At 41.9% G+C, this 24,892-nt stretch carries 19 protein-coding genes and 1 pseudogene; 14 read left to right on the top strand and 6 right to left on the bottom strand.

Annotated features, from left to right (window positions below; genetic code table 11):
* Positions 1-60: 60 nt before the first annotated feature.
* On the bottom strand, positions 61-1,269 hold the full coding sequence (locus tag NYE35_RS19755; protein WP_341121920.1) for an AfsR/SARP family transcriptional regulator: 1,209 nt from the start codon (positions 1,267-1,269) through the stop codon (positions 61-63).
* 59 nt (positions 1,270-1,328) lie between these two features.
* Complete coding sequence (locus NYE35_RS31460) at positions 1,329-1,499, bottom strand: alpha/beta fold hydrolase (protein WP_445321972.1); 171 nt, start codon at positions 1,497-1,499, stop codon at positions 1,329-1,331.
* Between the two features lie 364 nt (positions 1,500-1,863).
* On the opposite strand from NYE35_RS31460, the gene NYE35_RS19750 reads away from it, so the two are divergent.
* The 7 genes and pseudogenes from NYE35_RS19750 to NYE35_RS19720 all read left to right on the top strand — a co-directional run bounded on the left by NYE35_RS19750 (position 1,864) and on the right by NYE35_RS19720 (position 15,196).
* A complete protein-coding gene (locus NYE35_RS19750) occupies positions 1,864-2,331 on the top strand; it encodes a recombinase family protein (protein WP_341121919.1) in 468 nt (155 codons plus the stop codon).
* A gap of 57 nt (positions 2,332-2,388) precedes the next feature.
* The gene (locus NYE35_RS19745; protein ID WP_341121918.1) at positions 2,389-3,372 is read left to right on the top strand and encodes a recombinase family protein; all 984 of its coding nucleotides are present in this window, start codon (positions 2,389-2,391) and stop codon (positions 3,370-3,372) included.
* Between the two features lie 250 nt (positions 3,373-3,622).
* Entirely contained in the window at positions 3,623-8,185 is a 4,563-nt protein-coding gene (locus NYE35_RS19740) for a hypothetical protein (protein ID WP_341121917.1), read from the top strand.
* 372 nt (positions 8,186-8,557) lie between these two features.
* A pseudogene (locus NYE35_RS19735) lies at positions 8,558-11,134 on the top strand (glycosyl hydrolase).
* A 404-nt stretch (positions 11,135-11,538) separates the two neighbouring features.
* Positions 11,539-12,588, top strand: coding sequence for an ABC transporter substrate-binding protein (locus tag NYE35_RS19730; protein ID WP_036688650.1), 1,050 nt, complete (start codon positions 11,539-11,541; stop codon positions 12,586-12,588).
* 1 nt (position 12,589) lies between these two features.
* On the top strand, positions 12,590-13,366 hold the full coding sequence (locus NYE35_RS19725) for an IucA/IucC family C-terminal-domain containing protein (RefSeq protein ID WP_076100332.1): 777 nt from the start codon (positions 12,590-12,592) through the stop codon (positions 13,364-13,366).
* Positions 13,367-13,474: 108 nt separating this feature from the next.
* Positions 13,475-15,196 carry a helix-turn-helix domain-containing protein gene (locus NYE35_RS19720; protein WP_076275215.1) on the top strand — a complete coding sequence of 574 codons (1,722 nt, stop codon included), beginning with the start codon at positions 13,475-13,477 and terminating at the stop codon, positions 15,194-15,196.
* Between the two features lie 97 nt (positions 15,197-15,293).
* Here the strand turns inward: NYE35_RS19720 and NYE35_RS19715 are convergent, their stop codons facing one another.
* Together NYE35_RS19715 and NYE35_RS19710 are read right to left on the bottom strand one after the other, a co-directional pair.
* The gene (locus NYE35_RS19715) at positions 15,294-15,512 is read right to left on the bottom strand and encodes a helix-turn-helix domain-containing protein (RefSeq protein ID WP_341121915.1); all 219 of its coding nucleotides are present in this window, start codon (positions 15,510-15,512) and stop codon (positions 15,294-15,296) included.
* Positions 15,513-15,559: 47 nt separating this feature from the next.
* Positions 15,560-15,790, bottom strand: coding sequence for a helix-turn-helix domain-containing protein (locus NYE35_RS19710; RefSeq protein ID WP_341121914.1), 231 nt, complete (start codon positions 15,788-15,790; stop codon positions 15,560-15,562).
* 105 nt (positions 15,791-15,895) lie between these two features.
* On the opposite strand from NYE35_RS19710, the gene NYE35_RS19705 reads away from it, so the two are divergent.
* The 3 genes from NYE35_RS19705 to NYE35_RS19695 all read left to right on the top strand — a co-directional run bounded on the left by NYE35_RS19705 (position 15,896) and on the right by NYE35_RS19695 (position 18,487).
* The gene (locus NYE35_RS19705) at positions 15,896-16,198 is read left to right on the top strand and encodes a DUF6809 family protein (RefSeq protein ID WP_076100341.1); all 303 of its coding nucleotides are present in this window, start codon (positions 15,896-15,898) and stop codon (positions 16,196-16,198) included.
* 1,020 nt (positions 16,199-17,218) lie between these two features.
* A complete protein-coding gene (locus NYE35_RS19700) occupies positions 17,219-18,211 on the top strand; it encodes a hypothetical protein (protein WP_341121913.1) in 993 nt (330 codons plus the stop codon).
* Positions 18,212-18,226: 15 nt separating this feature from the next.
* Entirely contained in the window at positions 18,227-18,487 is a 261-nt protein-coding gene (locus tag NYE35_RS19695; RefSeq protein WP_036688642.1) for a helix-turn-helix domain-containing protein, read from the top strand.
* 31 nt (positions 18,488-18,518) lie between these two features.
* Here the strand turns inward: NYE35_RS19695 and NYE35_RS19690 are convergent, their stop codons facing one another.
* The gene (locus NYE35_RS19690) at positions 18,519-19,352 is read right to left on the bottom strand and encodes a MurR/RpiR family transcriptional regulator (RefSeq protein WP_036688639.1); all 834 of its coding nucleotides are present in this window, start codon (positions 19,350-19,352) and stop codon (positions 18,519-18,521) included.
* A gap of 181 nt (positions 19,353-19,533) precedes the next feature.
* Here NYE35_RS19690 and NYE35_RS19685 point away from each other — a divergent pair, with 181 nt between their 5' ends.
* From NYE35_RS19685 to NYE35_RS19670, 4 genes are read left to right on the top strand one after another with little or no spacing between them, the layout of a single operon-like run.
* On the top strand, positions 19,534-20,412 hold the full coding sequence (locus tag NYE35_RS19685; protein ID WP_076143825.1) for a cell division protein FtsQ: 879 nt from the start codon (positions 19,534-19,536) through the stop codon (positions 20,410-20,412).
* The gene (locus NYE35_RS19680) at positions 20,405-22,150 is read left to right on the top strand and encodes an ABC transporter ATP-binding protein (protein ID WP_052097114.1); all 1,746 of its coding nucleotides are present in this window, start codon (positions 20,405-20,407) and stop codon (positions 22,148-22,150) included. Before NYE35_RS19685 ends, NYE35_RS19680 begins: the two co-directional genes overlap by 8 nt.
* Positions 22,137-22,970 carry an energy-coupling factor transporter transmembrane component T family protein gene (locus NYE35_RS19675; RefSeq protein WP_038572018.1) on the top strand — a complete coding sequence of 278 codons (834 nt, stop codon included), beginning with the start codon at positions 22,137-22,139 and terminating at the stop codon, positions 22,968-22,970. The genes NYE35_RS19680 and NYE35_RS19675 overlap by 14 nt, the downstream gene beginning before the upstream one ends.
* 34 nt (positions 22,971-23,004) lie before the next feature.
* Positions 23,005-23,802, top strand: a complete 798-nt coding sequence (locus tag NYE35_RS19670; RefSeq protein WP_326047664.1) for a PHP domain-containing protein — start codon at positions 23,005-23,007, stop codon at positions 23,800-23,802.
* A gap of 216 nt (positions 23,803-24,018) precedes the next feature.
* Here NYE35_RS19670 and NYE35_RS19665 read toward each other — a convergent pair whose 3' ends face one another.
* Positions 24,019-24,882, bottom strand: coding sequence for an IS3 family transposase (locus NYE35_RS19665; RefSeq protein WP_341122440.1), 864 nt, complete (start codon positions 24,880-24,882; stop codon positions 24,019-24,021).
* Positions 24,883-24,892 lie beyond the last annotated feature (10 nt).

Below are 24,892 nucleotides of genomic sequence, written 5' to 3'. Positions count from 1 at the left end.
ATGGCACGGGAGTTTTCGCAATTCCTTTAGATAAAAGGAAGTTGCTTTCAATGACTTAATTCATTGTAACTGCACCAATTGACTATACCTCAAATACAAATCCCCAATCCGATTCAGAACTTCCTCATTCTCCGGTTGGAAATGAATCGCCCATTCCATGTACTTAATCGCTTTGCTTAGTTCTCCTGACTCTAAGTATTGCTCAGACATATACTGACTAAGTACAAATAGTCTATCCTCCCATTTATCACGTTCTCTCAATATCCAATCATGGGCCAATGTTCTAAATGAGTTCTTATGAAGCTGCTCAAACAATTGCGTACAAAGTTGCTGTTTATGTATGGAATCCTGTTCAATCCAAGCCTCATCCAGGAGTTTAATAAATGCAGTTAAGTCACATTTAATATTCCCACTCAAGTAGATATTTTCCTTATCCAACCTCAGAAAATTATATTCATCATTCTTAATGAGCTTTCGGAGATGCGTTAAATACATTCGTAAATTATGTCGTGCTTTTCCTGCTGCGACCTCACCCCATAGATCATCACATAGTTGTTCTCTTGTTACAGAAGGGTTCATGACTAAATAGATGAGAATTTGCTTGGCGTAACGCTGATTCCAGCCTTCAACAATTTGCTCTCCATTAACGAATACTTGAAAATGATTCAATAAATCGACTCTTAATATGTTCTCAGATATAACTTGGTTTTGTTCATCCAACATTACGAATAGTTCACTATGGAGTGCTTGAAGAAACGTATCTTCACTTTTGGGTGATCCATTGCCATTCTGAAAAAAGTGGTGGATCTGCTTGTAGGTTTCTTTAGGCTGGTCATAAAACGTCATATTTGATGAATTGATAACCGTCATACATTGCCAATTCAGAATATAACTAGTCTGTAAACCGGATAAATAGGTCGGATAAATGGGGTCAAGATCACCTGAAACGATGACTACAGGTTTAGTATTTCCTTTAAGCTGGACAAAAATTTCATTATGAATGTCTACAAAAGCTTCCCAAAGCTCAAAATAGGTTTCAAGTGAAACCGTATAGAAGCCTTCATATAATTGTAAAATCTCAGGACTGTCTGATGGATAAAGGGTAATATTTGGTATGACATGATTGGCTAGTAGCTCAATTGAATTATTTTGAACTAACGATCTTCGATGCTCTGTGAACTTAGTGGCTGTGCTTTTTGGGAAAAATAATGGAATAGAGTGCAGGCTGCAACCTAAAACCATTTCCGGTTTAAAAATTCCAAGCAGCACGGCACATATGTTTCCTGCTCCATGACCAACGGCGAAAAAAGAAGAAATATTGAGCTGTTCTACAGAAAAAGTGTGTCCTCGAATAGCAGTCTCCAAGTTAATTTGTTTGGCCCTTTATCGCTTAACCCATGTCCACGCAAATCATAGCGTAGAATATGATAGTGTTGCTGCAAATAAGGAACAATCAAATCCCAGGAACGTAAATTCATACCCGCTCCGTGGATAATCATGATAGTGTCTATTTGTTGGTTAAGAGAGTTAGAGTGAAGATATTCATAATAAATGTTCATACCATTTCGATCAATGTAAGGCATATGTTGTTCAGTTTCCTCTCATCATCAAATCGTAAGATTAATCGCTAGTACATCTTATAACAGCTTTAAAGGAAAATACATACAGATATGACTATAGTGAAATTGCCGCAACGCTTTGTCGGATGGCTGATTACTTTCCTTGATTACATATTCATATTTTTTCATTGGTATGTGCCTCCAAAATTTTACAGTTGTCATATTCGATGATGTGTCATCAAAAATGCCCAACATTCTACTTGGATGGCGGCAAAAATTTAACAAGTTTGGAGTAGAATCTATTATGGAAAGCAAAACAATTAAACACGTAGCCGTTTATTTAAGAAAATCACGGGACGATGGTGAGTTTGAAGACGTTCTCTCGAAGCATAGGGATACCCTTCTGACCTTGGTCGAGAATCGAAATTGGACCTATAGGCTATATGAAGAAGTGGCCTCTGGTGAGAAGATAGACTCCCGTAAGGAAATGCAGAAGTTACTTCGGCATGTTGAAGACCAGCTCTATGATGGGGTAGTGGTCATGGATATTGACCATTTAGGGCGTGGAGAAAACAAGGATTGGGCACTCATTAAAGATACATTCTTAAATTCAGAAACGGTCATTATCACACCAAACAAGATATACGATCTAGAAATAGACAATGACGATGTATCATTTGATTTCATGTCTATTTTTGCCCGAATAGAGTACAAAACGATTAAGCGAAGAATGAAGCAGGGCAAAGAGGCTGGAGCCAAGAAAGGCATGTGAACAAACGGAAAGCCACCGTTTCCTTACTACTACGATAAGAACACAAGGTCGGTATTGGTGGATGAAACAAAGCGTCCGATTTATCGAGCGATTGTTGAAAAGTATTTGAATGGAACAAACCTTGGTCATATCGCCATTTGGTTGACGGATAACAAGATACCCACGCCATACAACATTAAGCCGGATGGAAAGAACAAGGGCTGGTCAAATATTACGGTTCAACGGTTGCTGGCAAGCGAAATCCATTTGGGTTACATTACTTATGGAAAAACCCGTTCCAAGCGTGGTCAGGTGGAGCTTGTACCCGAAGAAGAGCGGATTAAAGTCATGGGAACACATGAAAAGCTGAAAACGCCGGAAGAACATGAAGCGATTATGGAGCGGCTGCTTAAGAATCGCATGTTGAATCCCAATTCAAGACGTAACATTTTTCCTTTGTCAGGCTTGCTTTATTGTGAGAAATGCGGTTCGCGGATGAGGTTCCGGGTGGGAGAGAACAAGAAGCAGGGGCAGCACTGGAGTGCATTGTGCTATCACCAGTACAAAGATGGAAGCAAATGTGAACAGCGTGGCAAGGTAATGGATGCTGATTTTTTCAATGCTCTGTATGATCGGATTATTCATGTTGATCCAAACATTTTGCGGGAGATTGAAATGCATGGCAGTCGGTATAATGATACTCAAGTGATCATCGAGGTCAAAGCGCAGGAATTGAAGAAGCAGAAGCGAGCGTTGGACAAGCTGCATGAATCGTATGAAGAGGACATGATAACGAAGCAGGTATTTTTGGAACGTAAAGCTATCCGGTCTAGGCAGATACAGAAACAGGAGGAAGATTTGAAGGATTTGCGGAAGGTTGTAGTAGATGAAGGGAATTATCCAACTGTGGAGCAGATATATGAGCGGATAGGTGAGTATAGAGAGTTGTGGAGCGCTGCGGTGACAAGTGAAGAGAAGAATCGAGCTTTGAAGAAGCTGGTGGAGCGGATTGTGTATAATCGGGAAGGGAATCGGGTAGAATTGACGGTTTGTTATAGGTGAAATCGTCTTTACTAGGGTTATTTAATAGATTGAAAAGAGTGCCTCTGGAAATAGTCCCAGAGGCTTAATCATTGGGAGTACAAAGTTATAATTAAGAATTGAATTGATTTGGTTTAGATACAAACAAGCGTTCTTTAAAATTTGTATCTCAAATGGTAGAATAGATGCATGGTAATTTTTTGAATGATTGGTTAGTCATATAGAATTTATTTTGAATTATACATAAATTTTAATTTGGGGGTATTAATATATGCCATATCCATCCGGGGGTAGGGGAGATAAACTCGGCAATAGATTTGAATTTAGGTGGGCAGTATACCAAATACTTCAGGTATTGGATGAAAAAATTGATTACTTTATTCTAGAAGCCCTCGGTGATGATGAGCAGGGCGTTGATATATGGATTGGTAGAAAGGATGGTATTAGAGAAGGGCAACAATGCAAAGGAAGAAGTGGGAGTAAGGAATACTGGGAATTTGGAACTGCAAATGCTAAGGGCATATTTAAAAATTGGAAATTTCATTTAGACAGAGATATTACAAATACGGTATCTCTAGTATCTCCTTTAGTGTTCACTTTGTTAGAGGACACAATAGATGGAGCAATGAAAACTAATGATATTCCTAAAGATTTTTATAATAATCAAATACTTACTGCTAGCAAAGAGGTAAGAGGTTTCTTCAGAAACTTTTGCAGGGCGATGGATCTAAACCCTGAACAAGATAATGATCTTATTAAATGTATTTCCTACTTAAAAAGGATAACTTATCGTCAATTCCCGGACAAAGAACTTAAAGAATTAATTATATCTAAAATTAGTTTATTATTCATTGGGAATGAAGAAGAAATATATGATACTTTGGTTTCTTGGATAGTAGAAGGTAATATTTGGGGGAGTAAGATAAGCCAATTTGTGTTATTTAAACTATTCAACGAAAAAGGCATTAAACTCAAGCAACTTGCTAATGATTCCCGCCTTCTACCTAGAATAGAAGAGTTAAATAGAGAATTCAGTTCAGTATTTATTCCGTTTAAGGATGAGATGATTGATAGAACTGAATTTTTGCTATGTAGAAATGAAATTAAATTAGGAAATTCATTATTGATACACGGAAAAGCTGGAAGAGGAAAAAGCGGGTGTACGGAGGATGTTATTAGTTATTGTCGTGAAAATGCTATACCATATTTAGCAATAAAATTAGATAAACGTACTCCAAGTGGAAATGCAGAAAAATGGGGGAACGATTTAGGGTTGCCCGCATCGATAGTTCATTGTATTCATAGTGTGTCTAAAACTGAAAAAGCAGTAATTATTTTGGATCAATTAGATGCACTACGATGGACTCAAGCACACTCTAAAGATGCTTTATTAGTATGCGCTCAAGTTATAAATCAAGTTGAGCGATTAAATATTGAAAGAGAAAATAAAATTTCAGTGGTTTTTGTATGTAGAACATATGATCTGGAAAATGATAATAATATTAAATCTTTGTTTAAAACTTCTGGAAAAATTAGCGAACTTATTCAATGGAATAAAATTCAAGTCAATGAATTAAATGATGAAACAGTAAGGGCTGTTATAGGATCAGGATATGCAAACTTAACAGGTAAATTAAAGGAAATACTTCGTATTCCAAGCAATATATATATTTGGGATAAATTAGACAAGGGGAACGCGTATAATGAATGTTCGACTGCAAATCATTTAGTTACTGAATGGTGGAGACAGTTAACAAGGAAATGTTTTGAGTTAGGACTAAGTGAAACAGATATGAATAGGTCAAAGGAAGATTTAATAAATAATTTTGATAAATCCGGACGGATATGTGTTCCCATAAAGATCTTAAACGTCAATAATTCATGTCTTGAATTCTTGTCTTCCAATGGTTTCCTGGTAGTACAAGATGATAAGGTTTCATTCGCTCATCAATCTATACTAGATTGTTTTTTAGTTGAAAAGATGCTAATTAAATATTACGAAATTGGAGATATATTAGAGGTTATTGGAAATAAAGAGAAGCAAACTCCTGGAAGAAGATATCAGGTGCAAATGCTCCTTCAAAATTTACTTGAGCTTGATAGCGATGATTTTCTAAATGCAGGTCAGAAAATGTTGGCTTCTGATCAAATTAGATACAGTGTGAAATTTGTCTTTTTCGAAATATTAAATCAGTTGGATATTCTAGACGAAAATATCCAGAGTTACATAGTAGAAAATTGTGAAAACGAATTATATGGTGAGCATATAATAAACAATGTTGTATACTCAAGACCACAATACATCAGACTACTTAGAGATTACGGCTTTTTAGAGAAATGGTTTAGTACTCCTCAGAAGAAGAATATTGCAATAAATCTTTTTATAAGTTTAGCACCAAATTATGAAACAAAAGATGTTGAATTTATTTTGAAGCATGCATTTCAATCTCAAGAAGATGATGATAAATTTTCTCGATGTTTTTCACATGATATTAACCAAGATAGTGATGAAATGTTTGAATTGCGTATGGAATTTTATAACAAATATCCACAAATGGCTGATACATATCTTGATATTAAGGCAATGCTTGAAAAATGTGAAATAAGAACAATAAGAGTGTTTGCATTTTTATTGGAGAACAAGCTTGGAAAAAATGGCCAAAGTATCTATAGGTATGCAGAGGAATTTTTGCAAGAAGATTCTGAAGTGTTCATAAAAAATGGACAAGAGGTAGTTGATATATTGTTACCATATATTCCAGTTTCAAATGATGAGATCTTATCTTTTGGTGATTGGTCTGGAAGAAGTGCTCATAGTAGAAGTTTAGAAAGGACAAGTATTGAGATTCTTAAGAAAGCTAATGCAGCAATTATTAATGCGAGCCCGAAGGTGTTCCTAGAACGATACAAAGAATATATTGGAACAGGTAAAGTAATCTTTAATGAGATAATATTAGATGCATTATATAAATTTCCGTATTTATACAGTGATTTTATTATTGAATATTTATGTAGTAGCTTTGATAATAATATTTTCGAAAAAACAAGTGGTAATGGTGATGAATTGCTCTTAGCCAAACAAGTTTTGAAAAAACATTCCGAACATTGCAAACAAGATGTATTTGATATGTTAGAAAAAAAGGTGATTGGTTACATATCACCACGAGCGACAGATATATATAAACGTAGAATTCAATACAATCAAGAATATAAAGGTTATAAACTTTATTGGAGTTTTTGGGGAGACCTTCAAAAAGAAATTCTAGAGGTTCTTCCATACAATCGACTGAGTAACAAAGCGAAAGATTTGGCTCGCGTTTTAAACCGTAAATTTAATAATGAAACAACCTTATATAGGTATTCGAATGGACATAGTGGATGGGTAACATCTTCCATAGCAGGTAAAACACTAAGTAATAAGAAATGGCTAGGTATATTAACTAACCAGAAGCTAAATGATAAACGTGGACATCATAATTGGAAAGAAGTTTCAGGGGGTTTTTTGGAAAACTCGATTGAATCATTTTCAGGCAGTTTTAGTGATGCTGTTTCTAAAGAACCTGTAAGAATGATAAAGTTGATGCTTTCACATGACGAAATTATTATGGATATTTATATTGATTCATTATTTAGTGGAGTAGCACATAGCAGTAACTTAGTGAATGTGCCTCTAAAATTGTTAGAAGCAATGATACTGAAATATTTATATGACTATACATCATATAGGGCAAGTTACATTTGTACTATTATTGAAAATCGGGAAGAAGTGGACTGGTCACAGGAGATATTAGATATTCTTAAAGATATTACGATTAAACATAAAAATCCGGAAATTGGCAAACCAAATGTTACCAGTAATGAAGACAAAGATATGCGTACTTTCGATATGTTACAAAGTAATGCATTAAATTGTGTTAGAGGAAAAGCAGCTCGCTCAATTGCACATTTGTTATGGAAAGATAGTAGTTTTTTTGGAGAGTTTAAAGATGTGCTTGAGAAATTGGTGGTGGATCAAAATCCAGCAGTCAGATTGGCAAGTTTATTTGCGTTATGGCCATCATATAATATTGATAGAGAATGGGCATCTAAAAAGATTATAAACTTATTAAAACAAGATTATCGCTTAGCAGGATTTCATGGTACAAAAGATATGCTCTTTTTATTGTACCCTCAATATCGTCAAAGAGTATTAGAAATTATTAAGCAATGTTATGCTTCTGAGGATAAGGAATTAATTCAGATAGGAGCCTATTGTTTATCAGAAATGTTTATTCTTAAAGAAAATTTCGAGGTTGAAATGGAAGATGTGGATAATATGAGTAAATTACAAGCTGAAAAGGTTCTATACATGGTCATGTTATATTTTAATAATGATCAATATAATCAGTTAGCTAAAAATATTATACGTAGATTTAAAACAAGTACTTTAGATTTAGAAATGTCTATTTCAAGATTGTTTTATGATAATTTGATAAATTTAGATAGAGATAAGGATTTTTTGATAGAGATTATGAACTCTAACCTAAATCGTAGAATATTGCATGCTTTTGTTTACTATTTGGAGAAGCAATCGAAGTCAATAATAAAATACAAAGATATTATTTTGTCAATGAGTAGGCATCTAATTGACAATCAAGTTGAGAGATATGAAGGTTTATGGGGAGTTCAAGATGAAATCTCCAAGTTAGTCATCGGATTGTATGATGAAACTTCTGGAAGCAAGCTTTCTGAGCTGAAGTATATTGCACAGGAATGTCTAGATATCTGGGATTTGATGTTTGAAAAGCAAATTGGACCAGTTAGAAGGTTGAGCAGAGAAATGATGGAAAGATAGATAGTGTGGAGAGAGTTGGATGGAATTATCACCGCCATGCTGTAACACGCCCATAACCTGGATAAAGGGTTCCTCTGGCCGGAAGAGGTTTTTGAAGTCGCCAAGCGCGACAACAAGCCCGTCTTCTTATCATTGGGTACAGCTACTTATTGACCCACACGTACCTGTCATTGATGAGTAGTCTGTATGAATCAATGTTATTTAACTCCTCCTAATAAATATTGGTGGGAGTTTTTTTGCATGTGGAAATTTTCTCAATTTGGTAGATTTACAAAATATGGAATATATGCTATCTTATCTATGAAAGCGCATCCAAGAGATGGCATATTGAACTTTTATTTACCATATTTAACATAGAGAGGAAAGGTGAAAATGAAAAATTTGCTCAAGAAGGCAATCACAATGATGCTGGCATTTACTCTGCTACTTGGATTGATGACAGCGCCGCCCGTTCATGCAGACAACGCACTTTTCACAATTGAAAGCGAAAACGCTCAGCTCACCTCCGATCTTCAAGTGACGACCCAAATTTACGGACAGCCCTAACCCGGATACTCTGGAAGCGGATTTGTCTGGATGCAGAATTCCGGTACAATTTCCTTCACAGTGACTGTCCCAGAAACCGGCATATATACGATCTCCACACGTTATATGCAGGAGCTCAGTGCTGACGGCAGGCTTCAATCTTTAGCCGTTAACGGCGTTACGAAGGGTTCGTATATGCTGCCCTATACGACCACATGGTCGAATTTCGATTTTGGCTATCACAAGCTGAATCAAGGCAGCAACACTATTCAACTGAAGGCTGGCTGGGGTTTCGCTTATTTTGATACCTTCACTGTGGATTATGCCGATCTTGATCCCCTGGATGTGCAACCTGTCCTCAGCGATACTCAAGCGACTCCGGAAACTCAGCTTCTGATGAATTATTTAACGGAGGTTTACGGCAATCATATGATCTCCGGCCAGCAGGAGATTTACGGAGGCGGAAATGACGGCAATTCCGAGCTGGAGTTTGATTGGATTCACAATTTAACGGGAAAGTATCCGGCGATCCGCGGATTTGATCTGATGAATTACAATCCGCTTTACGGCTGGGAGGATGGTACGACCGCCCGGATGATCGATTGGGTGAATAACCGGGGCGGGATCGCGACAAACAGCTGGCATATCACTGTGCCCCGAGATTTCACCGCCTATCAGCTCGGGGAATTTGTAGATTGGAAGAAAGCTACCTACAAGCCGACAGAAACCAATTTTAATACAGCCAATGCGGTAGTTCCAGGTACGAAAGAATACCAATATGTACAACTGGCCATTGGGGATTTGGCGGAGCAACTGCAGATTCTGCAAAATAACAATGTGCCGGTTATCTTCAGACCCTTCCATGAGGCGGAGGGCAACGGTGGATTGAATGGAGAAGGTGCATGGTTCTGGTGGGCTTCGGCAGGCTCGGAGGTGTACAAGCAGTTGTGGGACCTGCTCTATACTGAACTTACAGAAACGTACGGTCTGCACAATTTGATCTGGACCTACAACAGCTACGTGTACAGCACTTCTCCCGCATGGTATCCCGGCGATGATCAGGTGGATATTGTAGGCTATGATAAATACAACACGATCTATAACCGCTATGACGGTTTGTCTGGTGTGCCCAATGAGGACGCGATTACCTCGATTTTCTATCAGCTTGTTGATTTAACGGGCAGTACGAAAATGGTAGCCATGACGGAGAACGACACCGTTCCAAGCGTTCAAAATCTGACAGAGGAAAAATCGGGCTGGCTCTATTTCTTACCGTGGTATGGTGAGCATCTCATGAGTTCCGCCTTTAATTATCCGGCTACCTTAACAACGCTGTACCAAAGCAATTATGTAATCACGCTCGATGAGCTACCTGATTTGAAGGTTAACAATCCAATTCCAAGTGCGTCTATCACACCTGCAAACGTCGAATTTGATAAAAATGCCTCCAATCAGAGTGACAAAGCCATCACCGTGAATTTAAACGGCAATACGTTAACCGCTCTCCGGGCAGGCGCAAATACATTAATAGAGACTCAGGATTATACCTTGAGTGGAAATACGCTAATGCTCAAAAAAGCATTTCTGGCGACACTGCCGGTTGGCGAGCATTCGATCATCTTTGATTTTAATAAAGGACAAGATCCCGTATTAAAAGTGAAAATTGTCGATACCACGCCAAGCGCATCCATTGCGCCCGTGAGCGCTGCATTTGATAAAGCGGCGAATCTAACCCAGGATATTTCCGTAGTCCTTACCTTAAATGGACACCAGCTTGCAAGTATCACAAATGGAAATTTCACACTTTTAGCGAGTCAGGATTATACGGCATCAAGCGCTGCTGTTGTTCTGAAAAAATCCTATCTTTCCACGCTTCCGCTGGGACAGAATACCCTAACCTTTCATTTTAATGGAGGAAATAATGCTGTTCTTACAGTGAACGTAACGGATAGCAGTGTTCCAGTACCCACTGGAGATTTGACGGTCCAAGCTTTTAATGGCAACACAAGTGCCTCCACTAACGGGATTTCACCCAAAATCAAAGTAGTCAATACCGGTGATTCAGCGATTCAACTAAGTGATGTGAAGGTCCGGTATTACTATACGATTGATGGCGAGAAAGATCAGAGTTTCTGGATCGACTGGGCCAGCATCGGAAATGCGAATCTAACCGGCAATTTCATTAAGCTGGCGACTCCTGTTGCCAGTGCAGATTATGTTTTGGAAATTGGTTTCACGAGTTCGGCTGGAACACTTAATCCAGGTCAGAGCGCAGAAATTCAAACCCGTTTCTCCAAAACCGACTGGTCCAATTTCAACCAGGTTAATGATTATTCGTTCAAGGCATCCAGCAGTCAGTTCATCAACAATGAACAGGTCACCGGGTATATGAATGGTCAGCTTGTGTGGGGGATTGAGCCATAAGCTTTTAATGAAAAAAGGTATCTTTGTGTAAAACAAAGATGCTTTTTTTCATTTTGGGAAAAAGCAGGGAGTGCAATGGGAGAACCATTTCTGAAGTAGCCAGATTGCTCGATGATCAGTTTCTGGAGAAGGAAAAGCTTGAATTGAGCGAGATTACCATCGACTGTGTTGGCTATTTGTAGAACTGGAGCAAAGAAATTTTTGTTAAAATTAGGGAGTTAGGTGCTTGTGTGGAATTTTTGTAGTCAGTCGCGATTCTCCTGAGTCGTTCCTATGGTGTGCAATGTCGCATTAATCCTGCTGCAATGTCGCAAAAGTACATGGAAATAGAGTATGAAGATAGATTATACTCACTTTATTGATCTGATAATGAAAATCATTATCATACATAAGGGGGAGTCAGCATGAAAAGAACAAAGAAGAGGCAAGCAACCGGTAGAAAGGTAGATGCTGCCCAAAAAGCAGGACTATTAATGATATGGATGATGGCGCTGGTACTTGTGCTAACGGCTTGCGGTACTGGAGGGGGAGCAAATGCGGGCACTGCCGCACTGCCATCTGCTTCAGCCGAGCCGTCACCTACATCTGAGACACAGGCTCAGACTGCAGCCTTCCCGGTTACCATCTCGCATATGAAGGGCGAATATACGCTGACTGAGAAGCCGAAGGTCATCGCCGCGCTTGATGTGAAATTCATCGATCAATTGTTAGCGATAGGCGAGCATCCGGCAGGCAGCGTTGTAGCTGGAGCGAAAGATGCAAAGTTTCCAGAATATTTAAGTGAACAATTGGGTGATGTGAAGGTCCTGGGCACACGCGATGAGCCCAATCTTGAAGCTATTGTAGCGATGAATCCGGATCTTATATTGATGACCGATTTTCAGGAGCAGGTGTATGACAGCGTCAGTAAAATTGCGCCCACAATAGTACTCGACTTCTATGAAGATTGGCGGGATACATCGGCTACCATCGGTATGATAACGGGCAAGCAGGCGGAGGCGAAGGTAGTGCGTCAAGCCTACGAGGACAAAATCGTCGGACTGCGGGAGCAGCTGTCGGCGAAGCTGGGCGACGAAACGGTAGCTCTGATTCGCCCAAGACCGGAAGGTATTCGCGTACACGGTCCCGAACATCGGACCGGAAGCATTCTTTATGAGGATTTGGGATTGAATATCCCTGCATTCGTTCAGGAGATCAAAGATGATACCTCCGTTGAAATTTCGATGGAGACCATCGCTGATATTGGAGCAGATCACTATTTCCTGTTATCGGATGAATTGTTTGCCAAAGAGGCAGAGGCAATGGCGAACAGTCCGGTCTGGAAATCTCATGATGCCGTTAAAAATAACCGCGTATACAATGTGAATTCAACGCTCTGGATCGCTTATTATGGGCCAATTGCCCTCAATATTATTGTAGATCAAACCGCGGAAGCGCTGTTGGGATCGCATTAAAATGGACAACTATCTGTCGTCTGCCACCTGGAAGCAAATGGCGGAGGAATACCGTCTGTGGGTAGGTGAACTACCTGAAGGCAACGTTCGTACAATTGCCCTTAGCCAGTTGCACGAAGAAGCTGCATGCCGCGAATATGTAAGCTGGCTTAAAGGTTATATCGGTGCGCCTGATATGCAGGTTGCCGCTTCCATGCTGGCCAAGCGGATCGGTTATCTGTGGATCGCGCCGATGCTGACCGCTATGACCCTTCATAACCGGGAAGTCTCCATCCCGCTGGAGAACTGCTTCCTCTATCATCCGGCTTCCCCAGCTTTTAAAGGGGATACGCGTTTTCCTTTCCTTGCGCTGAACGGGCTTCGAGCGACGGCGGCACCGGAAGACAGGGAAGCGTGGCGAGAAGAGATCGTAGAGGAAATTTTCGCGGAACGTCTTGCGCCGCTGCTGCACACGCTTGCTGCAATTGGTCCCGTCTCCATGGCAGTACTTTGGGAGAATATTATGGTACGCATTGCCCCGTTGTATTCTCCTGGAACAGGTGAATTTGGGCAAGAGAGGCAACGAATGCAAGCCGATTTTGCCTTCCTGACCCGGATAGCTCCCGGACAATTGTTCGGCGCAAGACGCAATCCGTTTACCCGGTTCACAGAGAACAATGACCTGGCTCCGGTTGCAAAAAACAAGCGTATCACCTGCTGTTTTTATTACAGGATGTCGGCGGAATATTGCGGAAAATGTCCGAAAATTGACAATGAGAATGAATCTCAATTAAAATGACAACAGCAACGCACTCACTTATGTTGCGGACGCGCTTTCACTAAAGCATGTAATCCTATTCGAGTGCGCCCGTTTAACAGAGGATGCTATTGTCAGGAGATGAGAGAAATGCCGCTGAAAGAACAGGCAAGTTTATGGAGTGATACAACGATCAAAATGCTTGATGTGCGTAGCGGTACTTTGCCACCCGGCGGCGTTATGAGCGAAACCGGATTAACAGCCAATGTGTTGCTGCTGGCAGGCGGCGGGGAAGGTAGGCTTGTGATGAATGGCGAAATTTGCCATATCCAGGCCTATTTCGCTTGTCACGCAGTCAAGGGATCAGCATTTACTTTGACTGCTGGATCAGAAACCATTCATTATACTGTTATTATATACAAGGCTTTTCCAATGTTGGGGGCTGCCCATGTTCTGTTTCCGCAGCGCAATCACCCATTACGAACTTCATTTGTTCACCGTCCTGTGCTCCTGGCTGAACTGCATCAGACTGCGGAACAAATCGAAGCCAAATGGAGCCGGGGCGAAGGGCTGGAGCGTTTCCATGCGAATGCGCTACTGCAAGGAATGCTTTACGAGCTTATTATGGAGTATGAATGTGGTCAGAAAGGCACAGAGGCGGATATGGTGGATGTTGTCGCTGCCTATATAGCGGGGCATTATCGTCAGGAGCTGGAGCTTAAGGAGCTGGCAGCGCTTGCCGGATGCAGTACAAGACAGTTACAGCGGCGATTCAAACAGGAGAAGTTACTAGGACCGATGGAATATGTAATCCAGCTGCGGATGGAGAGTGCCGAGCGGATGTTGCGTCATACGGATGCTCCCATCGGCGAAATTGCAGAAAAAACGGGCTATCGCGACATGTATTACTTTAGCAGGGCATTTAAGAAATATCATGGAGTTCCCCCGCAGATCTACAGGCGCACTGCCGCTTCAGGGATCGGTGCTCTCTCAGCATATTCTGGGCTGCCGGATCGCCTGGCCTCATCGTACGAGACGCTGCAAGGCCCGGTAATTTGTCATATGCGAGGCGAATATTGCGTCACCGCTTCTCCGAGACGTATCGCCGTACTCGACGTTCAATATGCAGACCATTTGCTTGCGCTTGGGATATCTCCGGCAGGGAGTGTAGGAACGGGCAGTGCAGCGTTAAAATTCCCCCAATATATCAGGGAAAGGCTTAAGACAACGGAAATGCTCGGAACTTATGAGTACCCGGACCTGCAAGCTGTCGAACGGCTGCGGCCGGATTTGATTGTCTGTACTGAGGTGCATGCTCAGCATTATGAACGGTTAAGCCGGATTGCGCCAACCCTAATGTTTCAACGGAATGAGAGCTGGCAGACGATTCTGGGCCTGTTCGGTGAATTGACGGACAAGCGGACAGAGGTGGAGCGTATTATTGCGGATTACCTGCGCCGAACAGCATTGCTGTCTGAGCAGCTTTCAACGGCGCTGGCGGGTCAGAGCGTGGCCTTGATCCGTCCGCGTGAGTCGCTGGTACGGGTGCATACTGCCTCCCATCGCACAGGTGCCGTGCTGTACCGGGATCTTGGTCTGCCAGCTCCTCTATTTGTCGCAGACACTTCCGACACGGCTTATCATATTACAGTTGATAGACTGCCGGCTGTGCATGCCAGCCATTATTTTTTACTTAGTAATGAGATGATGCAGGAGGGGATATCTGCGACAGAGCAAAGCGTGCGAGGGATGTTGGATTCCGATGAGCGGCCGTATATATACCCGGTAGATGCCGCTACATGGATCGGCTGCTACGGACCGACAGGTATCAATTACATTGTGGATCAGGTAGCCCGTACCTTGCTGGCCTGAGCGGTATCTAAGAGGATCCCCTAATTTCAGGCTATTTTTAGCCTAAACGTGAACAGCTCCTGTGATTATCACAGGAGCTTGTTTGTGCTGCGGATTATTATTTGTTGGGATAGCATTTAGAATTATCTGTCTGACCTAAAATATAGTCGATGCTTACTTTATAGAAATTAGCTAGCGTAATTAAAACGGCGCTCGGAACATCCAAATTTCCATTTTCATAGCGGGAGTAGGTGGCTTGTGTAATATGTAAAAGCTCTTCTATTTGTTGCTGTGTCAGATCTTTGTCTGCGCGTAAATTACGGATTCCTGTGTACAATGCTCATCAGCATAAGGATGAAATCCTTTGAAAACTGCGATATCTACTCATTCTTTTAATTTAACTTTAGAGTAAGGAGTTTTTTGGTTCGTTCTGTTTAGTAAATAGTCAGTACTCGTCTTATGATAATCTGCTAGCTTAATCAGAACGGCCGTGGGAATATCAACATCACCGCGTTCATAATTACTATAAATCCTCTGGCTGCATTGCAAATACTCTGCCATTTGGGTTTGAGTCAAATCTTTATCTTCACGTAAATCTCGGATACGTTGATACATACTAAACACCTCCAAGGCAAGCATATCTTAGCGAATTATTCGCTATTGATTTTTAGCGATAAATTCGCTAAGATGATTGAAGAGATGATTTGGGAGGGATGACTGGTGAGTCTTTTGGAGGATTTATATTACGGGAAAATCTGTCCAAGTGAACTTTTGTGTTTACGCGATCCCGAGTATATACAGAACTCCAAGCTAATCTCAGAGTTTATGGACATCCTAAAAGCAAAGTTATCTATAGAAGACTTTACTATGATTGAACAAGCCTTGGATCTGAGTGGCATGCAGAACTCTATCTCATCCGCTTCCGCCTATACTCTCGGATTCAGAACGGGGGCTGCTATGATAATAGAAGTATTAGAACATAAGGATGAACTTATACACTCTAAGGGAGAAGCTATGTCTTGAAAAAATAAAGATAGAGCTATTAGAGGGTAGAAATCGAGAAGAGGAGAACAAAAATTGAACAATATCATTCCAAACCGCATATGTTGATAGACGAACTTCTTCAGGCAGAAAGTTGGGGCATTATTCAAGCGAAGTTGGTTCCTGCTATTAAGGAAGCTATCGCTATGGGAGATGTTGAAAAACTCTCTAAACTTAGGACTAAGTTTCCATATTCTTTCGAAAATTCATTAAAGCATTTGAAAAAAGCGGAGCGGGAATTTATTCGAAACGGATGACGGAAGTGGGGGGAACCCCCTAACATCCGCTGGTTATATGAAAAAGATAATTTTGACGATCAGTTTTACCGTAGTGAGAAATTAAGCCAGTCGGAGGCGTAGTTGATATACCGATTAGCTCTCTTTCTTCGCTTAGGACGGATAAAAATATCGTTATCGGAAGCAGTGAAAAGGATATCATTGCAGCTATCCCTGAGGCATCCCGCAGCGAAAAGAAAGTAGATGGTGTTGTTAACTATTGGGTGAACGGTACCAAGCTTGACTAAGGATTCTATCATCCTTCCCTTGCCTTTGTCGTCAAAGAAGACAAGGTTGAAAATCTAGAGTTAACCAATTTACTTATTGATCCGAGTGATTCGAGTGAATAAAGAAGGCAGGCTCACATGGCCAGCCTTCTTTATTTAACTTAACAAGTCGACTTCTTTTTGAGACCAGCCGGATGCTCCAATTGCTTCATTGGCTACATAAATTCCCGTTAGAACTGATCCTCCTGTTTCTAAGCTACCCTGGTTGATTACCGGAAGCAGCTTATAGCCTAGGGTCTTTTTTTAGTGTCTATAAAATCGGGGCCTGACCATTATGGGCAGGGCCTTCTTTACGTTATTCCAGACCATTGACAATTATTGTAAAGATGGTGTATTGTAAGTGATAAGTAGTAAGTATAAGTAGTAAGTAAATCAAACGCTCACCATACGGAATAAATATCATCCTGTAAATACGAATTAATGGATAGGGGTGGATGGTTATGATGGATCTTAAATTAGCACCAAGTTTTTCATTGATCGCGCTTAATGCACAGAGAAGTCTTCAGATGACTACTGTTAAGAAAGTGTCTTTGCGCTGCATGGCAGCAGCGGTTATATTGGAGCTTTACTTAGAGGGGTGTTTTACACCATCAGAGAACAAGTTAACTTTGCACAAGGAAGCACTTGATCAATCTCATTCAACACCCTATAGAGAAACTGTTCTACAACCCATACTTCATAATAGTGCTGAGGTAACGGGTGACCTAAATTGGTGGTTAAAGAAGGCTTCGAGGAAGTCTAACCATCAATTAAAAAAGTTCGAAACCGCGATTTCAGATGATCTTCAAGCCATGAATTTGCTTGAAGATATACCAAGCCTGATAGGGAGCGACATGTATTTTGATTCTGCTGAAGTTGAAATTAGAGCCTATCGCAGTAATATGGAGGCGTACACGAGCATTACAGAGAATATGCGCGCAGAGATTTTGGAAGAGGGCCCAGTTACGGACGAGGTCATTTGTATGCTATGGCTACTTCGTGAATGTGGATGTATGCAAGATTTCTTCTCACTGAACGAATTAGAACAGGTGAATATCAAACTACATGATCTATACCAAAGTAACTTATGGGCAAAGGCATTGTTTCCTATACAAATCCGCCATGGAATTGAGTTAGGCATCAAACGTTTTTTAGCATTGAAGACAAAGTTTGCGAAGACATTTATCGGCAGTAGTCTCAATCTTATCTTCCCTGCCCTAGAGCGATCACGAGCTGTCTTTATAGAAACAGAGTCTTGGTTTGATAATTCTAATCAAAGGTTAGACGCAGTTATTACAAGATTAATGTCCTATGGACATGAAGTTAAGGTGCTGGAGAGAGGATCGATTGCGACCCTTAAAATTGATAATTTGCTCTACGATGCGATCCCACATTTTGTAATGATGAAAGTGCCAATTCAAGGTGTGCGTCTTATTCCGAAGCGCCCGCTGTAAAGGAGTTGGTTATCAATGTCTAGACAACGATCCATGGAGAATATTATGGCGTCAGAATATGTATCGATAGGGGAATTAGTAAGAATCACAAATGCTCGTTATAGTACACTCAAACATTACACAGAAGAAGGCATGCTGCCCTTTGAACAGGCAGAGGAGAACTTAACACGCAGATATAAAAGAGAAGAAACCGTCGCGCGCATTCTTTGGATCAAAGAAATGAAAGCAAACGGTTTATCTATCCCACAAATTAAAGAAGCTTTAGGAATGAATTAAATATTTCTTCACCTTGCAGTCAAATTTAAACCTAACTCCGCGGGAGCTTCCCCCCATACTGCGCGCGCAATTGCTGCAATTTATCCAGCTTGCTTAGACTACTGTCCCTGTTTGCTAATCCCACTCCAAGGATCAGATTCTCAATAATATAGGTGGGGCCAACCATGGAGTGGAACTCCCAAACCTCACCTCTCCCGGCATAAAGCACGATATCTGCATCTTGCGATCGCGGGTAGACGAGTCTATCTGTGATCAGGATGACCTGGTAATTTACTTCACGTGCATGGTTCAGTATGACTTCAATCTCAGGCAGTATTTGCACAAATCCAAAGACAAGCAAGACATCTTGTTTGTCAGCATGCATTAAGGTCTCTAGCAGCTCATGGCCGCTGGGGGCCATTTTTTTCATTTGAAGACCAAAACGCGCCATTCGATAGATCATTAGCTCGGCTAATCCGGCGCAAGGGCCAGGGCTGTATACATAAATAATCCGAGCTGTTGATATTGCATCTACTGCACGCTTTAGTACATCGTCACTTAAATAGCGGCGTGTTTCTTGCAAATGATGTGAACAATTGTCCAGCAGCAGTTGAGGGAGTGAGGTATCGTCTGATCGCTGCATGGCATCACGCATTTTTACAGAAGGTGTGGATTCAAAGCGGAAACGGAGCCGGTTTTTAAAATCTTTGGCATGTTTATACCCCGCAGCTTTCCAGAACCGTGAAACGGAGGCAATGCTCAAATGCAGCTCGTCTGCCATTTCTTGTTCGGTCATATAGACCACACGTTGCTCATTTTTCTGAATAAAGTCGGCAATTATCCGTTGATTAGGCGAAAAAGCGCGATGGTTCCAATCTTTATACAATCTCTCAATCCTCCTATGATGATGCGATAGATAGAATATAACGTGCGAATATGTTGTAAATATTTTTACAACGTTAAAAATATTGAAAAAAATATTACTCTCATTTAACAAATGAAAAAAGCTGTGATGACATGGCCTTCTTATAATGAAGATAAATTCTTATTGGGAGGCCAAATATTTCATGAGCACGATAAAAACGCGTTACACACTGACTCAGTCACAAAAAATGATGATTTTTGTACTGTCGATGTCGCTTTACGGGTTGTCCAATATGTTTACCGAGCTAGTGCCTGGGATCAAACTGGGCCCGATTGAATTATCCATTGAATATTTCGCCTTCATTCCTTTGACATTATGTATGTTGTTTCACCCCTTATATGCGGCGGTCGGAGCAGCTGTTGGTGAGGTAATCTTCGGGGAATTGATGTTAGGCCAATTTGGTGGTTTAGGGGAGCTGGAGAAATTCATTACCTTCTCACTGGCGATGTATACCGCAGGCCGCATGGTATCTGATCCGAAGAATCGTAGACAGGTTGGAGTGGCTGCGATTACCGGCGTGGCGATTCACCAGTTTTTTAGCTCCGTTATAGATATTGTGAAGGTATGGGTAGGGGTAGAAGAGCTAGAGGCTGTTAAAGGGCTGGCTGAAAGCATCGTTGTAATTGAGGGAGTAGGGTTCCTGAATGATGTACTCTTCTCCGGCATTTTGTTCGCGCTGATTCCTACCATGTATCTGGTTCCGCGTTTATATGGGAAAATTGAACCTTTGCTCGGCATGAAACCACGTGAGCGGAATATGAAATATGCAACAGGAGCGTGGCTATCTCCTAAGCTGGTCATTGCCGGAACCTTTCTAGTGATGGTAGCGGTGGGGTCAGAATTGTTATCGGAATCGGGCTGGAACTTCGGTGATTTTGAGCTTGCAGGAGCGGAATCGAATGAAAAGACCTTGATTTGGCTCAGTATGTTGGTAGCGGCTGTAGTAGCGGCAACGGCGATTATTACACTGCTTCGGCGTTCGGCACGAAAAAGACAGGAAGCGGGTCAAGCAGATGCGTAATACAATTCTTGAATTGAACAAAATTAACTTTACGTATCCGGGAGCTGAACAACCAGTACTGCAAGACGTAGACTTACGACTGGGAGAAGGAGATTTTATTGCGATCATCGGCAGTAATGGCTCCGGGAAATCTACTCTCTGCAAATGCTTTAACGGCTTAATTCCTCATTATTACACTGGTGATTTCAGTGGAGAGGTGACAGTTTGCGGCCAATCTGCGGATGGAAAAAGTGTAGCAGAGCTGTCCAAACGTATCGGTTATGTTTATCAGGATTTCGAGAATCAATTGGTAAGGCCGACGGTGCTTGATGATGTGTCTTTTACACCTCTGAATTATGGGTTTACGGATTACAAGGAACGGGGAGAGCGTGCGCTGGCGTTAACCGGACTTAGTGATTTGAGGCATGAATTTATTTGGCAGTTAAGTGGTGGGCAAAAACATCTGCTCGCTCTGGCCGGAGCCCTAGCTATGGATCCGGAAATTCTGGTGATCGACGAACCCGTAGCCCAGCTTGATCCGCAGCATGCCCGTCATATCTATGATATTTTGCAGCGTTTAAATGAGGAGCATGGAAAGACCATTGTAGTGATTGAGCATCATGCGGAATTCATTGCGGATTATTGTAAAAATGTTGTCCTGATGGATCAGGGTAAAATGCGCTGGCAGAAGCCTGTTCGTGAAGCTTTGTCATCTGTAGAAGAATTGCTAGAGCTGGGCATTTACCCACCGGATGTGACCCGGGCGGCTTGGCTGCTACAGCCTGATGATCAGAACACAAAGCTGCTTCCCTTAAATGCTGAGGAAGGCAGTACCCGCATGATTCTTCGTCAGGATGCTAATGTGGAGACACTTCCAATCGGACGAATTCAAGAGCAGCTCCCCAAAGCAGCAAAAGAAGAAAGTTCTATCGTTCAGCTGGAGAATGTTCACCTCTCTTACCGTACGATTCATAAGGTGCTGCATCCTGTACTGAATGGAATTCAGCTAGAACTGCGGCAGGGAGAGTCCATTGCTCTTATTGGCAACAACGGAGCAGGTAAATCTTCATTAATGAAGCTGATTGCTGGTATTGTCAGACCTACAGCTGGAACCGTAAAGGTTAAAGATATGACGGTGAACGGGTTGCCGCCTGAACGTCTCTCCGGTACGGTAGCTTACGTATTCCAGAATCCGGAGGAAATGTTTATCGAGGATTCTGTGCGTAAGGAAATCGCTTATTATCTGAAGGCGCGGAAATTACCAGATACGGATGAAAGAGTGGATGAGATGCTAAAGGCGTTTCGCTTAAGCGAGCTGGCTGAACGGGATGCCCGACTGCTAAGTGGCGGGCAGCAGCGCCGGGTATCCTTGGCGATTGGTGCCGCGGTTAAACCCGCCATCATGCTGCTTGATGAACCGACAGCTAATCTGGACATTTCGACCAAACAAGAAATGGTACATGTGCTGGAGACGCTTCGTAATCATGTGAAGACGGTAGTCATCGCAACTCATGATATGCAGCTTGTCGCTGAATGGGCCAGCAGAATAATTGTAATGCATCAAGGACGGATAATCGCGGATGGAACGAAGGATGAAATTTTCGCTGATGGGCTTCTTTTACGGCGTGCGGGTCTGGCTCAGACCCAATTGATGGAGCTAAGTCGTATGCTCGGTCTCCCAAGAATTTGCAGTAGCTTAGAAGAGTTTGTGAGTTTAGTGGAAAAGAAGGAGGTAGCTGCAATCCATGGAAGCCGTTAAACGGGCACTTGACCGTATATCTGTAGAACAAATCAAATTGGAGTTACTCGGAACCGCATATAACAGCAGCAGCACTTTTCTGGGCAGGCTGGACCCGCGAACCCTGCTGCTCTGGTATCTCTTTTTTGCCATCGTGCCTTGGTTTGTACATAACCGGACAATCCTGTTAGGGATGTTCGTGCTTATGGTTTTAACGACCGTCCTCTCCCGGGTCAGCCCTTATATTATTTTTATATTATGTCTCGGCTTAATCAGCCAGATTGGCTGGATGTTTATATTGTCGCTCTTTTTCGGCGGGGGGATTGAATCCTTGCTGCCTATGCTGACACTGACGCTTAAGCTTTCGGTGATTTCGCTGGCGAGTATAACGGTTTTCTCTAGTCTTGATCCGGAACGACTTAGTGACGGCTTACTGTCTTTAGGAATCCCTGATACCTTTGCGTTCAGCTTATCTTATGGCTATCGTATTTTGCCTACTTTACTGGAGGAATTCCATCAGATTCTACTTTCCTTTAGATTGAGAGGGCAACGACCGCTTCAACATGGAATTTTCTATTGGCGAACAATAACGTATTATTTGCGAATCGTGATTCTGGCATTTTACCCGCTCATGTTGAACACAGCTAAACGTTCTCGAACAACGATTGAAGCTCTTGAGACTCGGGGATTTAGCTACGGGCTTAATAATAAGAAAGTGAAGAAGATCAAGTTATCTTATTTGAAAATGAAGCGGTCCGACTGGTACTTTTTATCCGGATCCATTGCTTATGTCATCTTGATATTCTGTATTGGTTATCTCTACCCTGAACTGGTGTATTAACATAACTTACAAGCTCAAAGGAGACGAATTAGACATGATGAATATTGATCTGCATACCCATGGTAAATTATCTAAGAAATCTACGTTTTCCCCCGAATATTTTGCGGAGATGATGTTCGAAGCCAAGGCAAATGGATTACAGGCTATAGCATTGACCGAGCATTTTAATACTTCTAATTTCTTTGCGATGTATGATGCGCTGGATCAGACTTATCCCTATAACGGGCATTATTACGATGTGAACGGACTTAAACTGTTTCCAGGTATGGAAGTGGATATCGCGGAGACAGGTCATATCCTGTTGATCGGACTAAAGGAGAATGTTCTAGCTGTCCGCGCTTTACTAGATGAGCATACACAGGAGGGGAATTTCATACCTTTTAAGCAGTTGCTTGATATGGCCGACGAACATAATCTTTGGAAAATCGGAGCCCACCCCTTCCGAACTTCTACGCCTTTACATCAACTGGATCCGGCATTGCTTCAGCGATTAGACGCTTTTGATTTCAACGCTAAGGATATTTACATGCAGGGGGTGGAGACTTATAAAAACTTGATCACGCCGTTTGCTGAGAAGCTGGGTGTGCCTGTGATTGCTGGCAGTGACAGTCATCAGTGTTTGCAGTATGGCAGTGTTGTGAATCGTCTGCAAGACTCCTGCTCAACTGTGGAAGAATTGAAGGAAGCTATCAAACAAGGAAACTATGTAATAGAGGTTTCTCCGTGTCTTCATACCAAAGTAAAAGCTTCGGTAATGATGAAAAAACTATTGAAGCAGTTAATTGGCGAAGCCCCCTCCAGAGATGAAGCGGAGTTAGGATATATGGCGTAGAAAGTAGAAGAGGGTTGTTCCATAAGCCATGAAATGATGAAATGGCTACTGGGACAACCCTTTTTGTTGTTCGCTGGATTTCATTACTTTTGCATGTACAAAGATAACTATCGGACACAGATGACTCTAAACGCAGTTTTATTCCAGATTTGGGATGCTAACGGACCGCATAGTCACTAATGGCACGAAATGGACCTCTGTCAAGAAAGTGGACAGTCACGCAACAGACATTCTAGTCAATTGCTCAGCAAAACGAACTGGAGAAAGATACCCCAGCGCGCCATGCATTCGCTTGCGGTTATAATAAAACTCAATATATTGAAAAAGTGTCTGGTAGGCTTGCTCCTTAGTTTTGAATCGTGGATTACAATAAATGAGCTCCTTTTTCAAAATGCTGTGCCACGACTCGATACAGGCGTTATCATAACAGTTACCTCTGCGGCTCATGCTGGACTCCATGCCATACGCTTTCAACTGCTTCGTGTATTCATGAGAAGTATATTGAGAACCTCTATCGGAGTGATGTAATAGACCCTTTTCCGGTTGTTTAGCTTCGTAAGCATCTTGTAAGGCGCCCGAAATTAAGCTAGTTTCCATATGGTTCTCCAAGCGCCACCCCACGATTTCACGCGTGCAAAGGTCCATCACACTAGCCAGGTACAAGCGCCCTCCCCGGCAAGGAATGTACGTAATGTCGGTAACCCATACTGAATTGGGTTTGAGTATTTTAAATTGCTGGTTCAGCGTATTCGGGGCAATCGGATGGTCATGATTGGAGTCAGTGGTCTGTACGCGATACGTTTTGGAGACAATGGAGCGAAGCTTCATATGTCGCATGTACACACTCACCGTGCGTTCGGTAACGGTATGACCTTCTTGATGTAACAGGCGGGTGATCTTCGGACTCCCATACCGCTTTTGATGGTCTGCAAAATGATACTGAATTCGCTTCATTATCGCAGCCTTACGAAGCATATGCGTACTGTTTTTTTCTGTCCGCCACTTGTAGTACCCGCTCCGTGACACATGTAGGGTCATGCACATCTTCTCCAAGAGAAACTCGGAGCGATGTTTTTCAATAAACTGGAAT

The sequence above is a fragment of the Paenibacillus sp. FSL L8-0494 genome (assembly GCF_038003695.1).
Taxonomy (GTDB): Bacteria; Bacillota; Bacilli; order Paenibacillales; family Paenibacillaceae; genus Paenibacillus_AQ; species Paenibacillus_AQ odorifer.
Note: the sequence above shows the minus strand (reverse complement) of the source record. Positions and strands in the feature narration are given on the sequence as shown.